Source organism: Ktedonobacteraceae bacterium, assembly GCA_035653615.1.
Lineage (GTDB): Bacteria > Chloroflexota > Ktedonobacteria > Ktedonobacterales > Ktedonobacteraceae > DASRBN01.
In genome coordinates, this window is the sequence record DASRBN010000012.1 from 14,534 (window position 1) to 36,047 (window position 21,514).

Consider the following 21,514-nt stretch of genomic DNA (forward strand, 5'->3'; position numbering starts at 1 on the left):
TTATGCCGCCTCAGGAAATCACTTCGAGTTTGACCCGTGCCAGTTTCGCCCGGTCTGCGTCGCTGATGGGATGCTCGCGTTCCGGCACTTCCAGGTCGGTGTACACACCACATAGTTCGGTAGTGAAGTAGCGCAGGCCATTATCAGAAAGCACGGTAACAATCATGCCGATATCGGGATAGCGTTGCGCAACCTTGATTGCGGCAGCGACATTGCAGCCAGAAGAGATGCCGCAGAAGATGCCCTCTTCTCGTGCCAGGCGACGGGCCATCTCAATTGACTCATCCGAGGTGGTAGTGACGACACCATCAAGATACTCGACGTGCAGCACTTCGGGGATGAAGCCATCGCCGATGCCCTCGATCTTGTGCGCGCCCCATGAGCCGCCTGAGAGGATATCGCATTCGGCAGGCTCCACGGCAAAGACCTTGATGTTGGGATTCTGTTCCTTGAGATATTTGCCCGCGCCTGTGACCGTCCCGCCCGTACCCTGCGATAAGACAAGCGCGCCGATTTTGCCTCCGGTCTGCTCCCAGATCTCGGGGCCGGTCGTGCGATAGTGCGCCTCGACGTTATCCTGGTTGACAAACTGGCCGACCTCCCAATATTTGCCAGGAGCGGAAGCCTTCAGTTCCCGAACCTTCTCGATCACCAGGTCTACATCGCTTTCCGCACCTGGAGTCAGCACCAGCTCCGCTCCATAGGCGCGGATGGTCTTTTTGCGCTCCTCGCTCATGCCCTCCGGCATGACGATGACAACAGGGTAGCCCTTCGCGGCGCCAACACACGAGGTAGCAATGCCGGTGTTGCCGGTCGTCCCCTCGATAATGGTCATGCCGGACCGCAAATTGCCGCGCCGCTCGGCCTCCGAAACAAGAAATGGTAAAATGCGATCCTTGACGCTGCCGCTGGGACTAAAATATTCGACCTTGGCAACGATGGTAGGCTTCACATCGCCTACCACGCGGCGCAGGCGCACCATCGGAGTCATGCCTGCTGTGTCAAGGATAGTATCAGCAATTTGCGCGCGACGATTCCAGTCAACCATGAAAAATGCCTCCTCAATACTCTATTGGAATAACCAGTATAGGCCGGTGAACGAAGAGATTAGCTCTACAACTTCAGCAGCGAACGATCAATAGAATCGATAGTTGGGCGACCGGCGAGGGCCATATCAAGCTCGAGTTCGTTACGCAGCAACTCGAGGACATGGCGCACGCCTTCCGCGCCGTTGACGGCAAGCCCCCACAGGACAGGGCGGCCAAGCAGCACTGCTCGCGCTCCCAGGGCCAGGGCTTTCAAAACATCGGTGCCGCGACGTATGCCACCATCCAGGTAGACTTCGCAGCGTCCGTTAACCGCTTCAACGACTTCGGGCAGGGCTTCGATGCTAGGAATAGCTGTATCAAGCTGTCGCCCGCCGTGATTGGTGACAACGATGCCATCGACGCCATGCTCAACCGCCAGTACAGCGTCCTCCGCTGTCAAAATGCCCTTCAGGATGATTGGCAGCGAGGTGATGGAGCGTAACCATGACAGTGACTCCCAGGTAAGCGTCACCCACTCCTGGCCCGTCTTTTCAACGCCCACAAAATTCGCCTCTAAGTAAGGTTCTGGCGGTATGGTGACGCCATTGCGAATATCTTTCTCGCGCCTGCCGAGCCGGGGGAGATCGACGGTCAGCACAATCGCGCGATATCCTGCTGCTTCGGCACGCCGCACCAATTTTTCCGCGACTTCGAATGTTGGATAGACGTAGAGCTGGAACCAGAGCGGGCCGGTAGCCGCCGCGGCAACCTCTTCGATGTTTTTGGTGGCAGTAGTGCTGACAATCATCAGCGTCCCGGCCATACCGGCACCCTGAGCAGTCGCGCACTCGCCATCGGGATGCGCCAGGCACTGTACAGCCGTAGGAGCAACCAGGATGGGCATGCGTACAGGAGTACCCAGAACAGTGGTGCCAGTCTCGCAATCGTGAACATCGACCAGCACGCGCGGGCGCAGCCGGATGCGTTCATATGCGGCACGGCTGCCACGCAATATCACCTCATCATCGCTGCCCCCAGCATAAAATTCCCAGAAGGCAGGTTGCATGCGTTCCTGAGCAAGCTTCCCGTATTCGTAGAGATTTATCGGTTCCAATGGTTGCTCCTCTCCAAATCTATGTACCGGTTCGCGCATGTCATTCTGAGTGTAGCGAAGAATCCGTATCCAACGACCAGAGATTCTTCGCTACACTCAGAATGACATGGTAGCGAGAGAGATTCTTCCCTTTCGTTCCTCAGGGCTTCGGCTCACACGCTCAGCATGATATGAGCGAACCTGATCTTTATTATTCATTATTCATTATGAAGCCCATCCCAGGACACGATCATGGGCTTCGAAAAAATCACCCAGCAATGGACGCAAGGCCGATGAATCGGCGGTGGGCGCGATCAATCGGCCCCTACACACCCCTCATTGCTCCCTCATCCTGGCTCTGAATAGCCTTTAACACCCTTTCAGGCGTCAGCGGTATTTGTCGTATGCGGAACCCTAGCGCATCGGCGACGGCGTTTGCCACGGCTGGGGCCATGCCGTCGATGGGTATTTCGGCGATGGCTTTGGCGCCAAATGGACCAAAAGGATCGCTGGTTTCAACGATGTAGGTCTCCATCTGCGGCATATCGGGCGCACTGAAGATGCGATAATCGCTGAAATTGGTGGTGAGTAGCGCCCCGTGTTGGTCGTAAAGCATCTCTTCACACACGCCATAGCCGAGGGCCTGGGTCGCACCGCCCTCGATCTGCCCCTCTGCGGTGATGGGGTTGATGACGCGCCCGGCATCAATCGCTGAGACGGCCTTGAGAACGCGTACAACGCCGGTTTCGGTGTCTACCTCGACCTCCGCTCCCTGTGCGGCAAAAGGCGGCGGCGAGTCATAGCTCATCCAGGAAGCCGTGGCCATAATCTGCTGCTGATTTTCGATGTGCAGCGAATGTAAGGCGACCTGCGAAACGGTGACTGTCTGCCCATTGGGAGCGGTGATGATGCGATCCTTGATGGTCAACGTTTCGGGGTTGGCTTTCAACATGCTGCCCGCGACCGCCAGTATCTGCTGGCGTACCTGTTCGGCCGCTTTTTTCGTTGCGCCGCCACTGATATAGGTGGTTGAAGAGGCGTAGGCGCCAGTATCAAACGGCGTGAAATCGGTGTCCGAGGAGTGCATGATGATATCTTCGACGCGCACGCCCAGCACTTCGGCGGCAATCTGCGCGATCACCGTATCGGAGCCGGTGCCGATATCGGTCGCACCCACCAGCACATTGAAGGAACCATCATCATTGAGCTTGATGCTGGCTCCGCCCATGTCCAATCCGGCGATGGCGGTGCCGTGCATGGCGAGCGATACGCCGACGCCCCGGCGCAGGCGTTCCGTGCCGCCCTTATTCTTACCGCGCTTCTCTTTCCAGTCAAGCCGCTCCTCGACGATTTGCAGGCATTGGGGCAGGCCGCAGCTTTCGATGATCTGCGTATAGCCCTCTTTGCCCTCGCCCAGAACTTTGGCAAGCGGATTTTCCTCGCCCTGTTGAATCCAGTTTTTGCGGCGCAGTTCCAGTGCGTCCATGCCGAGTTGCTTTGCGATCTCGTCGATATGGCTTTCGAGCGCGAAGAAGCCCTGTGGTACGCCGTAGCCGCGAAACGCGCCAGGGGGCGGCAGGTTGGTATAGACAACATCGGCCACAAAACGAATATTGGGACAGGGATACATCGGCAGCGTTTTCGAGCCGGTATTGCTCTGCACGGTAAGCGAGTGCGTCCCGTAGGCGCCGGTATTGGCAAGCAGTTCCATCGAGTTGGCGATGATAGTGCCGTCACGCATGACACCGGTCTTCATGCGAAGAATCTGGGGGTGGCGCGAACGGCTGCTGCGGAACTCCTCGGCGCGCGATAATTCCAGCTTCACGGGCCGATTTGTAGCGATGGTCAAGAGCGCGCAGATATCCTCGATCAAGACCTCCTGCTTAACGCCGAAGCCGCCACCGATGCGCGGCTTGACGACGCGAATGCGCCGCGGGGGCAGGCCGATGACCGGTGCGATAATACGCCGCACGTGGTAAGGCACCTGCGTGCTGGTGCGCACAACCAGCCGGTCATCTTCATCCCAATAGGTGATGACAATGTGCGTTTCGATAGGCGTCTGCTGCACCTGCGGAACAATATATTCGCCTTCGACGACCAGGTCCGATTCGGCAAAGCCGCGCTCTACGTCGCCGACCTCCGCTTCCAGGTGCGCGGCGATGTTGCGCGAGGCATCGTGGATGCGATAGGACTCTGGTTCAGGATGAATGCGCGGGGCATCGGGGTCCATGGCTTTACGTGGATCGAGCAGGGCCGGCAAAACCTCGTAATCGACCTGAATGAGCCTGAGAGCCTGTTCGGCAATTTCCGGCGTCTCGGCGGCAACGGCGGCGACGCGGTCGCCCACGAAGCGCACGCGATTGTCCAGGCAATATTGATCGTGCGGGCCGGGTTCGGGCCAGGATTGTCCGGCGGTTGTATAGGGGATGCGCGGCACATCCTTATAGGTGAGAACGGCATGCACTCCCGGTAGCGCACGGGCCTGGGATACATCGATATCGCGAATGATGGCATGGGCGTGCGGGCTGGTCAGCAAGCGCGCATAGAGCATACCGCGCAAATCAATATCATCAACAAAGGCAGGTTTGCCGGTGGCCAGCTTGACGGCATCCACCTTGCGCTCGGCCTTGCCAACGACGCTCAGTTCAGTGGAGACGCGCGTATCGACGAGCGTTGCAATTCCACCACCCGACGCCTCTTTGCCTGAACCATGTCCGGCAGGCTTGTCTTCTACATCAGGGTTGGTCGCACCATGTTCGGCATGCTCAAGGGGGGAGCGTCCGGGGTCCCAGGGACGAAAGTTCTCATTGGAGTTGGGGCGGCTGATCGGTTCTACCGTCTCGCCGCGCATAATGGCAGCGGCCCGTAAAACGGCCTGGACGGGCTTGACGTAGCCGGTGCAGCGACACAGATTGCCGGAGATGGCATCGCGAACCTCTTCTTCCGTTGGCCGCGGATTGCGTTTGAGCAGCGCGTAGGCGGAAAGCAGCATACCGGGCGTGCAGAAGCCACATTGAATGGCGCCAGTATCGATAAATGCCTCTTGCAATGGATGCAGCTGGCGCGCATTGCCCAGGCTCTCAACGGTGGTTAATGTGCAGCCGCCTGCCTGCGCCGCCAGCGTGACGCAACCTGGACGCGGCACGCCATCGACCAGCACAGTGCAGGCTCCGCATTCTCCGGTCTCACAGCCATGCTTAACACTGAAATAGCCTTCGTTGCGCAGCGTCGTCATTAATGATTGGTTCGGGTCAACATCCATGCTTCTGACGACGCCATTGATGCGTAATTCTAATTCCATATATTATGACCTTCCGTAGGGACTGCTTTGATTGCGTCCAGCCATACCTCGCCAGCGCGAAATATTGGCAGCCTCTTCGAGCGCGCGATAGGCCAGGTGCATACCGCTTAAATGCCGGTAATCACTGCTGGCGCGAAAATCGGATGGTGGCCGGAACTCGGCCATGCCGGACTCAACGGCGCGCTGCAGCGAGAAAATTGGCTTATCCGTTCCCTCATTTTGAGCGGCTGTCGCTGCCTCAACGGGCTGTCCCAGCAGTTGCTTTTCAACTGCTTGCAAGCGTACCGGTTCCATATTGACTCCGCCCAACGCCAACCGCACCTGGCTATAAACACCATCTTTTATCTCGACAAGGGCGGCAACGTTTAATAGCGCGATATCCGTGGGCGTGCGTCCTACGCGCAGGAAGGACGTACCACAGGTATAATTTGGGCGGGCGACGATGACCTCGATAATCAGTTCGCTGGCACGGCGCTCCCTGCTCAGGAAATTACACGCGACACGACGCTCCTGCTTGCCCTTGAAGGTGACGCCGGAAAGCGCCAGCCCGGGACGTTCGACGGTGCCTGCGCCCAGGTTCACCTGTGTTTTCGAGGCGGAACGCAGTACTACCTCGGTATCGAGAATGGCCAGCGCGGTAAGTAGATCGGCTCGTGAAGCGATGCCTGCGCCCAATGTGCCGCCAAGTGTGGCGCTCTCACGAATGACGCGCGAGGGCGAAGAGGCCTGGGCCGCCCGCGAGAGCAATCCAACGGCAAACTCTTTGAGGAGCGGCGAATCCACCATTGCTTGCAGGGTCGTCATCGCGCCGATATGCACGCCGCGCGCGTCCTCAGAAATATAGGCCAGCTCGAGATCGCGCAAATCGACCACAGCCTGAATGGTATCATCCACCAGGCCAAGCAAATAGGTGCCACCGGCCAGGGGGACGGTTTTCGTATCGTTGCGGGCCAGCAGCAGCAAGGCCTGATCGATATCCTCCGGCCAGTTATATTCGAGCAAATTCAGCAACATTGATTTTACCTTTGTAGTGGCAGCAATGTGAACGTTTCAACATCAATCAGCCCCTGGTCGGTCAATTTCAGCGCCGGAATGACCGACAGCGAGAGGAAGCTGAGCGTCATACACGGATGTTCGAGCCTGCAACCAAGCTCAGCAGCAGCAGCATCCAGGGCTTCCAATTGCTGCACCAGTTCGGCGGCAGGTAGTGGCGAGACGAGCCCACCCAACGGCAAGGGTACGCTGGCACGCACTTCCCCATCGACCACGCAGGCAAAGCCGCCGCCCATTTCTTCGAGAACCTGGGCGGCTCGCAAAATATCGCCGTCGTTCGCGCCCGCTACAACCAGGTTATGCGCGTCATGCGCTACGCTGGAAGCGACTGCTCCTTTGCGCAACCCGAAGCCCTTGACCAGGCCCAGGCCTACTTTGCCGCTGGCATGGTGCCGTTCAATGACGACGAGTTTGAGCAAATCGCGTTCCGGGTCGGCGACAATCTCGCCATTCCTGATGGGGGCCTCTTCCCGCAGGTGTTTTGTGGTGATCTGCCCAGGCTCAATGCCGATCACCTCGACCATTCCAGGCTTACCTGGGATGCGCAGGTCTGCCTCATGGATAGCGCCAACATGGATGGTGCCGGTGACGCTTGAAAAATCCATGGAAGGTACATCTGCCAGCAAGTGGCCATGCTGCACAACCAGCTTCCCATCCTTGTACACCGATTCGACCTGAAAGGTGTTGAGGTCATCCAGCACCACCAGGTCGGCGATAAAGCCGGGGGCAATGGCACCACGATCATACAGCCGGAAATATTGGGCAGTATTATAGGAAGCGAGACGAATGGCTTCGACCGCATCGAGTCCGAGTTCGATTGCGCGGCGTACCATGGAATCGATATGCCCGCGCGTGGTCAAATCCAGCGGGTCGCGGTCATCGGTGACAAAGAAGACGCGCGGCGGATGCAGCTCTTTGACCAGCGGCAGCAACGTATCCAGGTTGCGCGCCGCCGACCCTTCGCGAATCATCAGCCACATACCCAGGCGAATGCGCTGGCGAGCCTCTTCAAGCGTCGTGCATTCGTGGTCGGACATGATACCGGCGGCGGCGTAGGCGCACAAATCGCGATCATTCAGCCCCGGCGCGTGTCCATCGACGACCAGCCCATGCTCGCGAGTAGCAACGATCTTTGCCAGCACCTGCTCATCGCCTTGCAGCACGCCCGGCATGTTCATCATCTCAGCCAGGCCCAACACGCGCTCATCTTCCAACAAAGGCAGGAGATCAGCAGCCATCAGTACCTGGTAAGGACTTTCAAAGGACGAAGCGGGGACACAGGATGAGAGCATGACATAGGCGGTAAGTGGCAGATTGCGCCCCGATTCAAGGACGTAGCGAATGCCCGCGACTCCCATCACATTGGCGAACTCGTGCGGGTCAAGCATGACGACGGTAACACCACGGGGTACGACGATGCGAGCGAATTCGGGCAGGACAAGCATCGTGCTTTCAATGTGCATGTGACCATCGATCAATCCGGGAGCCAGCCAGCGGCCCTGCAAATCACGCTCCTCGTTGCCCCGGTAGCCATTGTTTGAGGCATTTATTCCGACCACACGCCCGCCATCGATAGCAACATCAGCGAGGTAACATTCTCCGCTACAAACATTCACGAGCCTGGCATTACGCAGCACCAGCTCTGCGGGCAATTGCCCACGCGCAATCTGGATGCGACGTTGAAGTTCGTCCATAAAACAACTTCCTCCGTGTCTAACATAGGATATGTTGCATGTTTTACTGGACATCCTATCAGAAACCCGGCAAATCGTCGAGGGTTCAGGTAGAAGGCTACCGGTGATGAAGACGTTGTAGTTAAGTATACTCCCTTTAAGGGGGTTGTGGAACGCTTTTCCACTGGACGGGATAAGGAGAACCGATGAATATCGTCGCTTATCAAGTTGACTGCTCTTGCGGGCGGCGCAGTACTCGGTGCGCTGCTGGCACGCTGGCTCGATGAGGTAGCGACAACACGTGCTGAAGAGCGGTCAGAACGCGATAGAACACGCTACGCGCAGGGACTTTCACCGATTGCTGATGAGGGCAGGAATAGGCAGGGAACACAGCAGTAACAATGTAGCTACATTACCATGATACCTGCAAGCAATGTCATCAAAAGCATTAGCTAACACGATGTGCGAGGAAAACCTTTCTGTTGCTCTGCATCCTAAGAAAAAAGTGAATCACAATTTTTCGCGAGTCCTGAAATTTGTAGCCTCCGTTACCAAGTTTTCCAACCAATATTGGCAATACTAGCTTGACGAATTGGTTAGGACCCTGATGGTGTACGCTGTCTGTACCCAGGCAGAAAAATCGCGATTTTTCTGCCTTTCTACCAATGCGTACCCATCCCTATACGGTTGCACGGGAACAAGTGGGGTCGGCTGGGAATCGACGTCCAATAGAGCCCAGCTGGTCCCATCAAAATTACCAAGAAACCAGCCGCGCTGAACAGAAGTGACCACCGTAACCCATTTGCCGCTACTAAAGAGCCCCTTCTTCAGTTGGCTCTCGATCTGATAGATAGCGACAGGCTCCTCTTTGCTAGAGAGGAGGGCCTTTCTCGCTGCACCCGACAGCAAGTATTCACGAGCTTCAACGGCTTCGGCTCGCTGTCTGGCTCGCTTCGCTTCCTCTGAGGAATTATCGAAACAAGGTCTACATCTAGGAACGTAGATTTCTGGCTGAAAAACTGTTGTGGGAAGTCGCTCAAATATCCTGTGTGTGGCACAGATAGCTCGCTTACAGATACCACAATGATCAACCGCAGTAACACCGCAGTTGTCTACTTCGCATCGTTGCTTGCCTTCTTCAGTCTTAGGAAAGCAAGGGGCGCAGGTATCCGTATAGACACGCTGCAAGAAGCGAGCTCTGTGCGTATCACAGAAAGCATGTCCACAAAAAACACAACGACCAACTGCGATAACCCCGCAAGCTTGTCCGTTTTCAAGCTGTACCTCGCACACGGCTGGCGTTGCTACTCTCTGAATCGTCTCTTCATCCATATTATCCCCACTCCTCTCATTGTGTCTGTCTAGTGCATCTACACTTGACATGTTCGGGTTTGGCTACTATACTCTTCCCACGCAGAAGCGGCAGGAACTGGACCTTTTCCCAACTTCCCGCTGGGGATTCCTGTGGAAATAGCTCATATGGATGAGCTACAAGCGCCTTTCCATGCTCCTCTCTGACACCGCGGTGTCATGGCGCTTGAAACTAGAAAACTTGCACATCGGGTTAGCTAAGACTTATGAGTGGCCTATATAGAGGGCAGCGCGGCTTATGTCAGATTATCGACTAATCTGCGGGCGACGTGTAGCCATTCCTCAGATACGTCATCAGGCACAGAACACCCGTTTGCCAGGATGAACTTTCGTCCTTTTGTCTGACTGATTGCTGAGAGGATTTCGTTTTCCAGTTCGGTTTCGCTACCGTGCGTGAGCGGGCCGCGCTCCCATAGGCCACCCATCAGGCATTTATCGGTAAGGGTTTGAGCTTCGCTGAGGCTTGGTCCTGTAATGCGGTCGCTCCAACTCATGACCGAGACGGGATAATCGGTGAAGGCTTCGAAGTAGATTTCATCACCGGTCTGCGTAGGGTCGGCATGGACGTGGACGGCATTGAGCCAGCCATTGCCCGCGCCCTCTAACGCATGGAGATCGTAAGGGCGTCCGATGCGCGCATACTCCTCGCGCGTAAAGTCGGCGCTGGTCGCTCCCATACAGGAGAAGAAGATGCCGCTCGCGCCGGTCTCGATGGCCGCTTCCATGAGCCTGCGCAAGTTGGCCGCGATGGTACCCAATCCTTCCTCAAACGGTTCGGGATTCTGGCGTGCAACCTCGATGGCCTTTTGCTTGCCCATGAAGCGCAGCACATAGGTCAACGGGCTGAAGAGGGTCAGCAGGATCGGATAATCATTGCCCAGGCGCGAGCGAAGTGCGCGAATGCATGTGAGCTGCTCCGCGAACATAGGTGTATCCAGGTCAAGGCGGGGTAGCATTTGTACCTGTTCGGCCTCGACCAGCGGCTCCGAAGGCGCCGGATAGGGCAGGTCAGGCATGATCTTGGCGATATCTAAATGAAACTTCTCGACGAAAAACTCTATTGTGTAGGCTGCCAGTCGTTCGCCGGAACCCTCCGGTTTGAAGTGATGCCAGAAACAGATTGGTACGCGATCTACATGCTCACCCTTTACTGCGGCGCGAACACGTTCCCCAGGTGTCATACTTGCCATACGTTATCCCTCAAAATAGTTGTTCTCTGGCATCCGCGAGGGATGCCACTACATTTCACATAGTTCCCACGAATTATATCACGTTTCGGTCCCGGTCTTTATGAAATTTTCTCACCGAAAGGGGAGTGCTGTAGGGACAGCGGCTGGTTCCTGTCCTGGCTGGGGTCCTGGTTCCTGTGCTGCACCCCCTGAGAGGACAGGGACCAGCCACTGTCCCTACAGGTCTTTTCAGTCGCCCAGTGGATGCGATCTCAGCATTGTAAGCAGGGAGCGGACTTGGTATAATGTGTCTGTACAAATTACTAGACAGGAGGCAGCTATGAAATCATTCGAGATTGACGAGTTATACGAAGTAGACAAGTTAAAGCAACGTATAGAAGAGATATTGCGTATGGTTGAGGAAAAGGGGGAATCTATAGATGTGACTAGAGGCGGTAAAGTGATTGCACATCTGATACCGGCAAGTGAGCCAGAAAAGCCGGTCAAAAGGGACTCTCAGGATTTCCTGGAGCGACTTGATCGGTTAGCTGCCGAGATTGGTGCAGCCTGGAAAGGAAATATGGATGCGGTTGAGGCAGTGCGTGATGTAAGACGAGATCTATGATAAGAGGCACCTATGAAGACTCTCAGGCAAACGAATTCATTGAACATATCAACGAAGTTTTACGCATGGTTAAAGAACAGGGCGAAACCATTGCGGTTACTGAACAGGGCAAGGTCATTGCCCGTGTAGTGCCGACAAATGAACAAAAATCTTCCTTCGCAGAGAGAGATGCCGCTGCCTGGGAGGATTTGAAAAGGATAGCCTCAGAACTTGGCCCTTATTGGCCTGAAAATACTGATGTAGTTGAAATAGTGCATGATATCAGGCGTGATTTATAATGAGTGTTTCGGTAGTTGTAGATGCAAGTGTGTGGGTAAGTTTATTGAGGGACGAGGACATAAACCATATCCCAAGTCGCCTCTGGTTGGAACAATATATCGCCATTAATGGTGCGATGACATCTCCAACATTTTTGTTGATTGAGGTAGCGGCTGCTATATCAAGGCAAACAGGTCAAGCAGAGTTAGCTAAAAAGGCTCTTGAAGAACTGAAAGGAAATACCGTCCAGTTTGTTGCCATAGATGATAATTTAATACAATCTGCTATTGATGTTGCGACCAATATGCAACTACGTGCAGGTGACACCATCTATGTAGCACTGGCGCGTCAATTAAACCTTCCTCTCATTAGCTGGGATAAGGAACAACTTCTAAAAGCGAGCAAAGTTATTACAACGTACACCCCCAGTACTTATCCTTTTTCAAAAAGCGAGGACTTGAAAGAATCCGAGTAATAACCTGAACCTTGGATCAAGCTGTTCCCACCCTCAATCCTGATTGAGCCGCAAGACCTGACTAAGTGATGGACGCACAGCCACACCTGCCATTGTTCCCAGCGTAAGCGCGCAAATGGCGATAAATGCGATGAATGCCAGCACTAGCGAAAGTGGCAGAATAATTTGCACAGGAATGATTTGCTGAATAGCATAGAATTCGTCGTTGCTGATGCCGCTCAAGGCGCTACCGGCCGGTGCAGTGGTAAAAGTAAGCAAGGGTATGGCTGTAGCTGAAAACACTCCACCGAAGAGAATACCCAGCACGAGTGCTGTCATATATATTATCCCCTGCTCCCAGAAGAGAACAGCGATAATCTGCCGTGGAGCCGCTCCTAGCGAACGCAGTACAGCGAAACCGGTCAGGCGAGAACGCACACTCATCCACGAAGAGAGCAAATCTCCCACCAACGTCAACAGCAGCGCGGTCGTGGCCCCGGTTACAAGCAGGATAATGATGCTCAGATAGAGAGGGTCGCTGCGCATGCTCTCGATCAGCTGCTGGCGGTCATAGAGGTTATCAAGATGCAGCGGGCCTGGTTGTACCAGCACTGAACGCACATTTGTGAGTGCTACCGGATCATCACTTGTATGGAGCCACACATGGTTCACTGGTAAATAGGGATGTGCTATTAAACCGCTTCTCAAGTAATCACGTGTATAGATGCTGGCATAAGTACTATAGTCGAGCAGCACTCCACCGGGTAGTGTAGTGTCGCCGGTAGTGCTGCCGTCACCACTATTATTGATGGTAGGAATATGCCATACAGTAGCGATTACAACACAATTCAGACTATCATAGGGCAGATTGTTCATCGTGACAGAAAAGGTGCTTCCAGTCTTCAAATCCAGCGTATTCATGACCTCAGCGTCGATAATTACGGGAACAGTATCATTCAGGCTCCCATTCAACACATCTTGCTTTTGGGCGAGAAGCTGAGCCATTAATGAAGTAAGTGGTTGTGAAGAATCTTCAGGCGTCCAGATGGCCGTCTGCGCGAAAGTGCTGGCATCTACCGCACGAATTTGTAGAGGAATAATCGGTGAGGTGCCTGCTGAAGTCGCGGTATCCGTAAATCCAACTGTAGCTGAAAGAACGCCTGCAATGTGTTGATAACGTGCAGTTTCCTGCGAGATAGAAGGGAGTTGATCAATTTGCTGAGCGAGAATGGGCCGGTCGCCGCTGAAGTCGGCTCCGGTTTCATACGCCGCAATATTAGCAATATGTGCCGACTGGGAAGCGGCAAAGACAAGTGTGAAGATGGCAAAAGCAACTGCCAGGGCCAGCAATAGTATCATGCGCAAAGCCTGGCGGGGAGCGCGAGCCATCTGCGCTAAGGCCAGTATAGCCGTCGCTCCACGACCCTGTGCAGAAAGCCGCGCTCCCCAACGCAACAATAGGGGAAAACCGCGTAGGAAGAGCAACAACACGGCGATCAGCAGAAAGAGAGGAGCAACCAGCGCGAGCGGCGTTGCAATCAGCGCCCGCGTGCGTGTATCTAACCACGTACTCAGGCTAGAAATATAGAAGGACATTCCATAGCCGGTAAGAGCAACCAGCGCGGCCAGTCTATCGAGATTGAGGCGTTGCCAGAGAGAAGGCTGCGTCGCGCGTGCTGCCTCACGCCGGGCAAGCAGGATGTTCAAGCCCAGCGCTCGGAAAAGTAAGAAGATCGTTACGACTACTACTAACACAGCGGTTCCAAGCGCATACATTCCTACTCCTACGGCTTGAGATAGCAGCGAAAATGTGCCTGGAGAAAAAACATGCTGTCCAGCCGTCCCAAGAAAACGCTCGGAAATCGCTGAAACGAGCAGCACCGCCAGCACTGGCCCGGTAAGCATAGCCATAATACTTAGACTCGCGCTCTGGGTGAGTAGCGCGGTAAAAATCTGACCTGAACTTGCCCCGCGACTGCGCAGCAGGGCAATAGCCTCTTCCTGTCGTTCGACGAGCAGCTGGATCATCAAGGCAACGAAGAAAAGCAGGAGACCAAGTATCTCCAGCGAAAGCACTGTTATAGGGATGGACACGGCGGCGATATGATTACGATACTGATCCAGTGTATCCACAATGGAGTAGGAGCCTGGGGCAGGGTTATAGATGTTTACCTGCACCAGATAGGGAGAACGCAAACTGCCATCTGGTTGTGTTTCATTACTCAGGGTTCGGTCAAAGAGTGACAAGATTTTGAAAATGCGGTAAGCTATCTGCATGGTAGAACAGATGAATATCACAACAGAACGAGTCGACGATCTTCCCCTCTTGCTGGGTCAAAGTGACAAGATGGGAGTGCCAGAATTGCTGAATACCTATTTCAAGCCTCATGGGAACTGGGAGGGAATGAGCCTGGGCTGGACAACAGCGATCTGGATAACGCACATCTTGTCGGAAGGCGATCACCGCATGAATCAAGTTCAAGGCTGGGCGGGGCAGCGCGTCCACACGCTCTCGGTCTGCAGCGGGCAAGAGGTGACCGAGCGCAGCTTGAGCGATGACCGCCTGGCACTGGTGCTCGATGCCCTCAGTGATGAACAGAAGTGGCAGCCGTTTGAGACGGCGTTGAACCGACAGCTCATTCGAGTCTACAACTTGAAGCCCAAGCGAGTGCGAGTCGATCGTACGACGGTCAGCGGCTACTGGAGCGTCAGCCAGGAGGGCTTGTTCCAATTCGGCTACAGCAAAGATCATCGTCCGGCCTTGCCGCAACTCAAGGTGATGCTCTCGGCCCTGGATCCGCTAGGGTTGCCGGTCGCGACGCAAATCGTCTCGGGGGAACGGGCCGACGATCACCTCTATCTTCCGGCCATTGCCCAAGTCAGTCAGAGCCTGGATGAGCATGGTCTGCTCTACATCGGCGATTGCAAGATGGCCGCCCTGGACACCCGGGCGTATCTGCAGGCCCAACAGGACTACTATTTGTGTCCGCTGTCGGCTAAGCAGATGCCAGAGGAGGTCCTGGACGAGTACTTGAAGCCGGTGTGGGCAGGGGAGCAAGCCTTGACGCCGATCGTGCGCGAACGGGAAGGGGGCAAGCCGGAACAGATTGCTGAAGGATACGAGAAACGGGTCACGCTCTCGCGCGAAGTGGCAGGAAAGACGATCAGTTGGACGGAACGGCAGTTGATCGTGCGTTCCTCCAAGCTGACTCAAGCGGCGACCCAGGCGCTGCATGCCCGTTTGGCCAAAGCTCAGGCCGAACTGGAAGCGCTCAATGAACACAAACAAGGCAAAAAACGCTACACGGAGACGGCGGCGTTGCGAGCCGCTGCCCAAGCCATCCTCAAGCAGTATCACGTCGAAGGATTGGTGCAGGTGAGCATTGAAGAACAGGTCCAAGAGCGAGCGGTGCGGGGGTATGGAGGCCGTCCTGCTGGCGTGCGCGTGGAAGGCAGCCTGCACCTGCACATCAAGGTCGATGAGCAAGCGCTCGCCAGAGGAGTGCGCCGCCTGGGATGGCGGGTCTATGTCACCAATCATCCGGCAGAGGAACTCTCGCTCTCGCAAGCGGTGCTGGCGTACCGCGAAGAATACCTGGTGGAGCACGGCTTTGCTCGCTTGAAAGGCAAACCCCTCTCGCTCTCGCCCATGGATGTGCAGAGTGAGCAGCGCGCCATTGGCTTGGTGCGCTTGCTCTCTATCGGCTTGCGCATCTTGACCCTGCTGGAGTTCCGGGTGCGTCAGCGCTTGGCTGAGCAGCAAGAACCTCTGGCAGGGTTGTATGCGGGCAATCCCAAACGCAGCACGCAACGTCCCACAGCTGAGGCGTTGTTGACAGCTTTTCAAGGGATTCATTTGTCTCTCGTTATCTTGCAGCAGCAGCTTCACCGTCATCTCACTCCTTTGTCAACCTTACAACAGCGCATCTTATCTCTGTTGGACTTTTCGTCCGATCTCTATGAGCAGCTTCTGTGCTGAATTTCCAAAACCTCCTAGAAAATGACCGAACCGTGAGGATAGAGTTAAGAAACAGAAATGTTCTGAATGACCATCTTTCTCTTGAGTTTTGCCTTTGACTGTTGTGAAAAATAGGTAACTTCCCATTGGAGGAAACAATGAAAGGTACTGAAGACGAGCAGATACAAAAGGGGTCTGAATACTCACAACATCAGCGTTTTTTCAAACTAGCTCTGCGGGTTGGGATCGTGGTGTTGGTGGCACTTGTTATTGTCGCAGGTTTTCTAGCCGCTCGTACATTGGGATTTGGTGCTTTCGCTCCATCTCATACCTCTACTGGAACACCCATTCCTGGTTCTAATCTTTTCTATATTCAAGCTTCTCCCCCTTGGGGCCGTGTTTCGGTTGATGGACAAGTTTTGAAGCAAGTGCCTGATTCTGGAACAGGTAAGCCTCTCCAATTATCCCAGGGTACACATCTGGTTGAATGGAGTGCTCCGCCATTTCTCATGCAACGCTGCACAGTTATTGTTCCCTCACAAGCTGTAGCAGATTCCTGTACAGGCGGTGGAACCAATACTGTCCAACCAGAACCTGGCGCCTGGACGATTACCTTTTCTGAGTCATTGGATACTCTACCTAATGTGCAACGCTCGATGCTGGTACAAGCGACACAATCCTTGTTAAACAGCTTTCAGGCGACCACAATAGTGCAGCCAGGAGAGCGGTTTGTCAATCTACAAGCGAGCCAACATATTGATATGGCTAGCCAGCCGCTCGAAGCAACTGAAAGCTTTCAGCTGGATACCAATCCTAACTCTAGCAGCCTGTGTGCCAGTTTTGTTTTAGGGATGTCATGCGAAGCGAATTCAGACTGTCACCTGCTCTGTGATCCAATTTATGATGTGCCAATCTCGCAGGCAGGCATAAAAGGGTGGGATGTCTATGTCGTGATGCGAACATCATGGACCTATACTACTATGAATGGGCAGCTCATTGCCAGGAGCCAACCAGACGGATCTGATAGCGGTGGAACGGAATATCTCCTACTTCTTTTTATCACTTGGGATGGCGCGAACTGGCATGTGACAAGTAAACCAGGCACAGATGGTCAGAGCGTTTATATTGCTCCTCTCAATCCGGTTGATCCTCCTTGTGTAGTCGCGCAGTATAAGACGCAAGGAGATAGAATGTTTAGCGTTGTAAATCCAGGAAATACAGCTCAAACAGTCAACTGGCACTTCGTGACCGGATCAAATCCTGCTCAGGGTTGCCTGGCAGTTGCAACCTTACCATCTACTAACCCGGTTACCCCCACCTCGTCTCGGTTGGCAGGGGCCTATTGTCTTTATCGGTTCGGCGTACTCCTGGCCGCCAATAATCTAGCACATCGTTATTGGCCCCAACTACCGATGGCGGATGCCTATGAGCAAGATTTAGCATCCCATTTAGCAACTTTAATTGCCTCACAATAGACGTTTTTGTAACTCATGAGGGGAGCGGAGAAAATAGTGCCGTATTGAGCGTGCTTGTTCTTTGATAGATAAAGAACAACTGAAAGGTTAAACTTAGTACCGTCAGATATTGTTGAGTTCAACAATGACTGCTACGATGATACTACCGATGGGATTGTACTTAGCAGCTCTCGTAAGAGATCATAGTTACTTACTGCTCCTTTCGCGCGAACTACGTTTTTATCATCAAGTACAAAAAGAAATGGGAAAACGTGTACATGATAAATATCTTCCAAAGGGCCTGGAATAGAGGTAAGGACAGGTATATCAATTTGATGCTCAGTAACATATTTACGATTCACATCAAGATTAGGACTTGCTACAACAAGTCCTGCGAGTTCTGGCTCTTCTTGAAGTACACGATTAAGAGCCTTAAGCGCATGAGGACAAGCAGGGCATCCAGGCGAGATAAATAAGAGTAGGAGCCATTTAGCCTTGAAATCATTCAGGCCGACACTTTTACCATTTTGATCTCTAGTAGTAAACCCAGGAGCCATCTCGCCCACCTCAATTCCCCCAAGTTCTGTATAATGTGTAGAAGTTGGAGAAAACTTTTCTTTGCTTTTAACCAGCATTTTTATCGCAAGAAATCCCTCACCTACAATAAATAGAGTAATCCCTATTGATCGCCACATCCAGTTTACTGAAGGTACCCAAATGATCAGGCCCAAGTGGATAAGGGTACATAGAATCAGTATAACTGAGACTACAATGCTGCTACCACTGATCTCCTCTATTTTTGCATTTCCGTAGCAACCGCAGTCTTTGGCACGTCCTGTGATTAAAAGAATGATCTTTGTACTAAGGAAACTGCCAAAAAGAATGACTACAATTATCGCATTAATTACTTTTGCAAAGCCTGTAACGAGAAAGAAAGCTATAACTATTTCTAACCAAGGCAAGATTCTTGCAACTGATTTTATACTCCAAGATGGTATAATGTGCTGACGAGACAATATTTCTTCGAAATTACTCAGGTCATCAATTTTTGTTAAACCTGATACACCCAGCATGGCTGCAAAGTAGAGTTCAAGCGCAAAAGAGATAAGACTCATACTATCTCCTGATTCGGATAGCTGCACTACCTATTAATAGATTTACGCTTATTCAGGTTTTGATTTACTGGCTGAACGAGGGTCTAACGTAATTGTTGAAACAAATATAATTGTTTTCTTACAATCTAAGGACACTTTGCAGCGAAATTATAGCAGTAGCAAAATCCAGCACCACAACAGTCATAACACCAGTAATTAAGATTTGGATCTATTGAACACCATGTTGACTGAAAGACGCAATACACATTCTGGCACGGGTAGTAATTGGGAGTTGCCTGACGTTGTGATACTTTTATTCGGGAACCCTTAGCTAGAGCCTGTGCCGCTGGAATGAATGCAAAAAGGCCTGCTCCAATTTCTGCAGCTATTTTAAATAAATGACGACGTGGTAATTTTTCCTGCTGATGGAGTTCATCATTTTGCCGATTCTTGTCTGCCATAGGATTGCCTCTTTCTGACATAAAACTACAACAAGAATAGCTGGTGACTCAAATTGAGTTCCATGAATATAGTACTTGAGATTATGCCATTTGTCAAGCTTTACGTGAACAATCGTAAATTTGCGTTGTCATGTCTTTGAACTCAGTTAATTCGACTTTTATGAACTTTAAATAATTTATTAGCAGTATGCACTGTGCCAATTTCTACTCCCATTAATTTTTTAAACTCCATAATAGCCCTACATCAGTTCCGCCCCAAATATGTTATGATTGAACCAGCCAACCGAACATTCTTGCTCATTCACTCATAACTTTCAGGAGAGACAGTTATGATAGTCCATGCACCTCTAACCAGAAGCAGAACTGGAATACCCGACCCGCTACTCATCACAGTTCTCGCCCTCAGCCTCATCTTCTCTCCATTGCTCGTCCGTGGCATCACTTATGCTAGAGGCAGCGCGTATGTCAGACTAAACCAGATAGGATATGTCAATGGTGAGACGAAGCAGGCGATATTGATGGCGACGGGTTCCGAAAATGGGGCCAGCTTCGATGTCGTCGATGTCTCAACGGGAAAGACGGTCTATTCGGCCCCGATTGGTGCCGGGCAGGGCAAATGGAACTCGACCTTCCCCAACACGTATTTGCTCGATTTTTCTTCCGTCACGACAACCGGAAGCTACTCTATTCAGGTCAAAGGCCCGATTGCCGCAAATTCACCTACCTTCAGAATCGATACTGCCAGTAACCTTTACTCCGGTTTGCTGCCGAACGCGTTGTTCTTTTACCTGGCGCAGCGCGATGGGCCGCATGTTGATCCGCATGTCTTGCAGCGCCAGCCTTCGCATTTGACTGATGAACACGCTTATACCTACGACATCCCCGTTTACAAACATGGTGTGTTACAAGGGCTGACCAGGATAGGCAGGCCTATCGATGTCTCGGGTGGATGGTTCGATGCCGGAGACTATCTGAAGTTTGTAGAGACGGCCAGCTATACCGATGCGATTATGCTATATGCGGTGCGCCAGTATCCCAACCTTTTCAACGGCGGTTCGTCCGATTTCAATACGGAGGCCAGATTTGGCCTGGACTGGCTGCAAAAAATGTGGGACGACCACAGCAAGACGCTGTATTACCAGGTTGGCATCGGCGACGGCAACTCACATATTGTCGCCGATCACGATATCTGGCGCCTGCCACAAGCCGATGATAAGTTGAACGTGAAGCCCGGCGACCCGAAGTATTACATCAAATATCGCCCTGTTTTTCGCGCCGGGCCTCCTGGCTCGCCCATCAGTCCCAACCTTGCTGGTCGCATGGCGGCAGACCTCGGCCTGTGCTACCAACTCTATGACGGTAGCGACCCGGCTTATGCCAATAAGTGCATTGCCAGCGCGGAGCATATTTTCGATCTTGCCCAGATAAGCAATATCAAGCAGCTACTCACCGCTTCGCCACATGGATACTATCCGGAGGTCGAATGGCGCGACGATATGGAGATGGGAGCTACTGAACTCTATTTCGCTACGGCGATGGGCAATCTACCGCCCGGACTGCCGCATACCAACCCGATGTATTATCTCGCAGCAGCGGCACATTGGGCGAGGCAATACATGCTGAGCCCGAACGATGGAAAGGATTCTCTCAACCTCTATGATGTCAGCGGACTGGCCCACTACGAACTCTATCATGCCATCACCCAGGCAGGAAATCCCCAGGGCTTAGAGGTATCGCAACAAGAGCTGCTGCACGATCTGAATAAGCAATTGGTGAATGGGATAACACAGTCGAAAAAAGACCCGTTTGGGTTGGGTATTGCCTACGGTGGAGAGGATGCTACGCCGCATGCGTTGGGATATGCATTAGAGGCCGATTTTTATGATGAACTCGCTGGAGTGAACACATATGAAACGTTCGGCCTGACGCAGCGCAACTGGGTGCTGGGCGATAACGTCTGGGGCGTCTCATTTATCGTGGGGGACGGCAGTACGTTTTCGGATTGCCTGCAACACCAGGTCGCGAACCTGGTCGGTTCACTGGATGGGAAACCTCCCATCTTGCTCGGTGCCGCCGTCGATGGGCCAAACGCAATTTCATCCTTTAAGGGACTGGGCATACCAAAAGGAGCCAGAAAGTGTCCGCCCAATGGCGGCGACCCGTACAAGGTATTCACAGGCATGGGAGCGCGTTACTTCGACAACGTGGTGGCATGGCCAAGCACGGAGCCGAGCGACGATTACACGGCATTGAGCATCGTGTTGTTCGCGCGAGAGGTGACGGGCGGGATGTAGGGGTCGATTGATCGCGCCCAATCTCGATGATGAACATGAACAAGCAAATTGGTCAGCGCCCTCTCGCCATGTCATTCTGAGCGAAGCGAAGGATCTCGGTCTCCCCGAGCGCGGATTCTTCGCTTCGCTCAGAATGACACGACCAGCGCAACGCGGATTGCCGATTTGGCCGTGATGGCCGGCCCAAGGCCTGTTACCAGAATCGTTTGTCAAGCGCCATCATCTCCC

General features: G+C 53.3%; 16 protein-coding genes. 7 read left to right on the forward strand and 9 right to left on the reverse strand.

The window, feature by feature from the left end:
* Nucleotides 1-10: 10 nt before the first annotated feature.
* From cysK to ade, 5 genes are all read right to left on the reverse strand, one after another.
* Nucleotides 11-1,048 carry a cysteine synthase A gene (cysK, locus tag VFA09_06290; GenBank protein ID HZU66869.1) on the reverse strand — a complete coding sequence of 346 codons (1,038 nt, stop codon included), beginning with the start codon at nucleotides 1,046-1,048 and terminating at the stop codon, nucleotides 11-13.
* Nucleotides 1,049-1,113: 65 nt separating this feature from the next.
* On the reverse strand, nucleotides 1,114-2,142 hold the full coding sequence (locus VFA09_06295) for an alpha-hydroxy acid oxidase (GenBank protein HZU66870.1): 1,029 nt from the start codon (nucleotides 2,140-2,142) through the stop codon (nucleotides 1,114-1,116).
* A 304-nt stretch (nucleotides 2,143-2,446) separates the two neighbouring features.
* The gene (locus VFA09_06300; protein HZU66871.1) at nucleotides 2,447-5,422 is read right to left on the reverse strand and encodes a molybdopterin cofactor-binding domain-containing protein; all 2,976 of its coding nucleotides are present in this window, start codon (nucleotides 5,420-5,422) and stop codon (nucleotides 2,447-2,449) included.
* Nucleotides 5,423-5,425: 3 nt separating this feature from the next.
* Complete coding sequence (locus VFA09_06305) at nucleotides 5,426-6,436, reverse strand: FAD binding domain-containing protein (GenBank protein HZU66872.1); 1,011 nt, start codon at nucleotides 6,434-6,436, stop codon at nucleotides 5,426-5,428.
* 5 nt (nucleotides 6,437-6,441) lie between these two features.
* Entirely contained in the window at nucleotides 6,442-8,169 is a 1,728-nt protein-coding gene (ade, locus tag VFA09_06310; protein HZU66873.1) for an adenine deaminase, read from the reverse strand.
* A 207-nt stretch (nucleotides 8,170-8,376) separates the two neighbouring features.
* Here ade and VFA09_06315 point away from each other — a divergent pair, with 207 nt between their 5' ends.
* Nucleotides 8,377-8,547: a hypothetical protein gene (locus tag VFA09_06315; protein ID HZU66874.1), complete on the forward strand. Its 171-nt coding sequence runs from the start codon at nucleotides 8,377-8,379 to the stop codon at nucleotides 8,545-8,547.
* Nucleotides 8,548-9,755: 1,208 nt separating this feature from the next.
* On the opposite strand, the gene VFA09_06320 is transcribed toward VFA09_06315, so the two are convergent.
* A complete protein-coding gene (locus tag VFA09_06320) occupies nucleotides 9,756-10,709 on the reverse strand; it encodes a uroporphyrinogen decarboxylase family protein (protein HZU66875.1) in 954 nt (317 codons plus the stop codon).
* A gap of 319 nt (nucleotides 10,710-11,028) precedes the next feature.
* Between VFA09_06320 and VFA09_06325 the strand changes: the two genes are divergently transcribed.
* The 3 genes from VFA09_06325 to VFA09_06335 are packed head-to-tail and all read left to right on the forward strand — an operon-like array spanning nucleotide 11,029 to nucleotide 12,046.
* On the forward strand, nucleotides 11,029-11,313 hold the full coding sequence (locus tag VFA09_06325) for a hypothetical protein (GenBank protein HZU66876.1): 285 nt from the start codon (nucleotides 11,029-11,031) through the stop codon (nucleotides 11,311-11,313).
* Nucleotides 11,310-11,591: a hypothetical protein gene (locus VFA09_06330; protein ID HZU66877.1), complete on the forward strand. Its 282-nt coding sequence runs from the start codon at nucleotides 11,310-11,312 to the stop codon at nucleotides 11,589-11,591. Before VFA09_06325 ends, VFA09_06330 begins: the two co-directional genes overlap by 4 nt.
* Entirely contained in the window at nucleotides 11,591-12,046 is a 456-nt protein-coding gene (locus tag VFA09_06335) for a type II toxin-antitoxin system VapC family toxin (GenBank protein ID HZU66878.1), read from the forward strand. Before VFA09_06330 ends, VFA09_06335 begins: the two co-directional genes overlap by 1 nt.
* A 33-nt stretch (nucleotides 12,047-12,079) precedes the next feature.
* Here the strand turns inward: VFA09_06335 and VFA09_06340 are convergent, their stop codons facing one another.
* Nucleotides 12,080-14,221 (reverse strand): FtsX-like permease family protein, encoded by a 2,142-nt coding sequence (locus tag VFA09_06340; GenBank protein ID HZU66879.1) that lies wholly within the window; start codon nucleotides 14,219-14,221, stop codon nucleotides 12,080-12,082.
* Nucleotides 14,222-14,312: 91 nt separating this feature from the next.
* Between VFA09_06340 and VFA09_06345 the strand changes: the two genes are divergently transcribed.
* Nucleotides 14,313-16,004: an IS1634 family transposase gene (locus tag VFA09_06345; GenBank protein HZU66880.1), complete on the forward strand. Its 1,692-nt coding sequence runs from the start codon at nucleotides 14,313-14,315 to the stop codon at nucleotides 16,002-16,004.
* Nucleotides 16,005-16,141: 137 nt separating this feature from the next.
* The gene (locus VFA09_06350) at nucleotides 16,142-17,458 is read left to right on the forward strand and encodes a hypothetical protein (protein ID HZU66881.1); all 1,317 of its coding nucleotides are present in this window, start codon (nucleotides 16,142-16,144) and stop codon (nucleotides 17,456-17,458) included.
* Nucleotides 17,459-17,589: 131 nt separating this feature from the next.
* Here VFA09_06350 and VFA09_06355 read toward each other — a convergent pair whose 3' ends face one another.
* The gene (locus VFA09_06355) at nucleotides 17,590-18,552 is read right to left on the reverse strand and encodes a MauE/DoxX family redox-associated membrane protein (GenBank protein HZU66882.1); all 963 of its coding nucleotides are present in this window, start codon (nucleotides 18,550-18,552) and stop codon (nucleotides 17,590-17,592) included.
* Between the two features lie 125 nt (nucleotides 18,553-18,677).
* Nucleotides 18,678-18,992 (reverse strand): hypothetical protein, encoded by a 315-nt coding sequence (locus VFA09_06360; GenBank protein ID HZU66883.1) that lies wholly within the window; start codon nucleotides 18,990-18,992, stop codon nucleotides 18,678-18,680.
* A gap of 329 nt (nucleotides 18,993-19,321) precedes the next feature.
* Here VFA09_06360 and VFA09_06365 point away from each other — a divergent pair, with 329 nt between their 5' ends.
* Nucleotides 19,322-21,286 carry a glycoside hydrolase family 9 protein gene (locus VFA09_06365; GenBank protein HZU66884.1) on the forward strand — a complete coding sequence of 655 codons (1,965 nt, stop codon included), beginning with the start codon at nucleotides 19,322-19,324 and terminating at the stop codon, nucleotides 21,284-21,286.
* Nucleotides 21,287-21,514: the final 228 nt, after the last annotated feature.

Coding starts and splice junctions, on each gene's coding strand:
- cysK (HZU66869.1), bottom strand. CDS start 1,048: ATGGTTGACTGGAATCGTCGCGCGCAAATTGCTGATACTATCCTTGAC.
- VFA09_06300 (HZU66871.1), bottom strand. CDS start 5,422: ATGGAATTAGAATTACGCATCAATGGCGTCGTCAGAAGCATGGATGTT.
- VFA09_06305 (HZU66872.1), bottom strand. CDS start 6,436: ATGTTGCTGAATTTGCTCGAATATAACTGGCCGGAGGATATCGATCAG.
- ade (HZU66873.1), bottom strand. CDS start 8,169: ATGGACGAACTTCAACGTCGCATCCAGATTGCGCGTGGGCAATTGCCC.
- VFA09_06320 (HZU66875.1), bottom strand. CDS start 10,709: ATGGCAAGTATGACACCTGGGGAACGTGTTCGCGCCGCAGTAAAGGGT.
- VFA09_06325 (HZU66876.1), top strand. CDS start 11,029: ATGAAATCATTCGAGATTGACGAGTTATACGAAGTAGACAAGTTAAAG.
- VFA09_06330 (HZU66877.1), top strand. CDS start 11,310: ATGATAAGAGGCACCTATGAAGACTCTCAGGCAAACGAATTCATTGAA.
- VFA09_06335 (HZU66878.1), top strand. CDS start 11,591: ATGAGTGTTTCGGTAGTTGTAGATGCAAGTGTGTGGGTAAGTTTATTG.
- VFA09_06345 (HZU66880.1), top strand. CDS start 14,313: ATGAATATCACAACAGAACGAGTCGACGATCTTCCCCTCTTGCTGGGT.
- VFA09_06350 (HZU66881.1), top strand. CDS start 16,142: ATGAAAGGTACTGAAGACGAGCAGATACAAAAGGGGTCTGAATACTCA.
- VFA09_06355 (HZU66882.1), bottom strand. CDS start 18,552: ATGAGTCTTATCTCTTTTGCGCTTGAACTCTACTTTGCAGCCATGCTG.
- VFA09_06360 (HZU66883.1), bottom strand. CDS start 18,992: ATGGCAGACAAGAATCGGCAAAATGATGAACTCCATCAGCAGGAAAAA.
- VFA09_06365 (HZU66884.1), top strand. CDS start 19,322: ATGATAGTCCATGCACCTCTAACCAGAAGCAGAACTGGAATACCCGAC.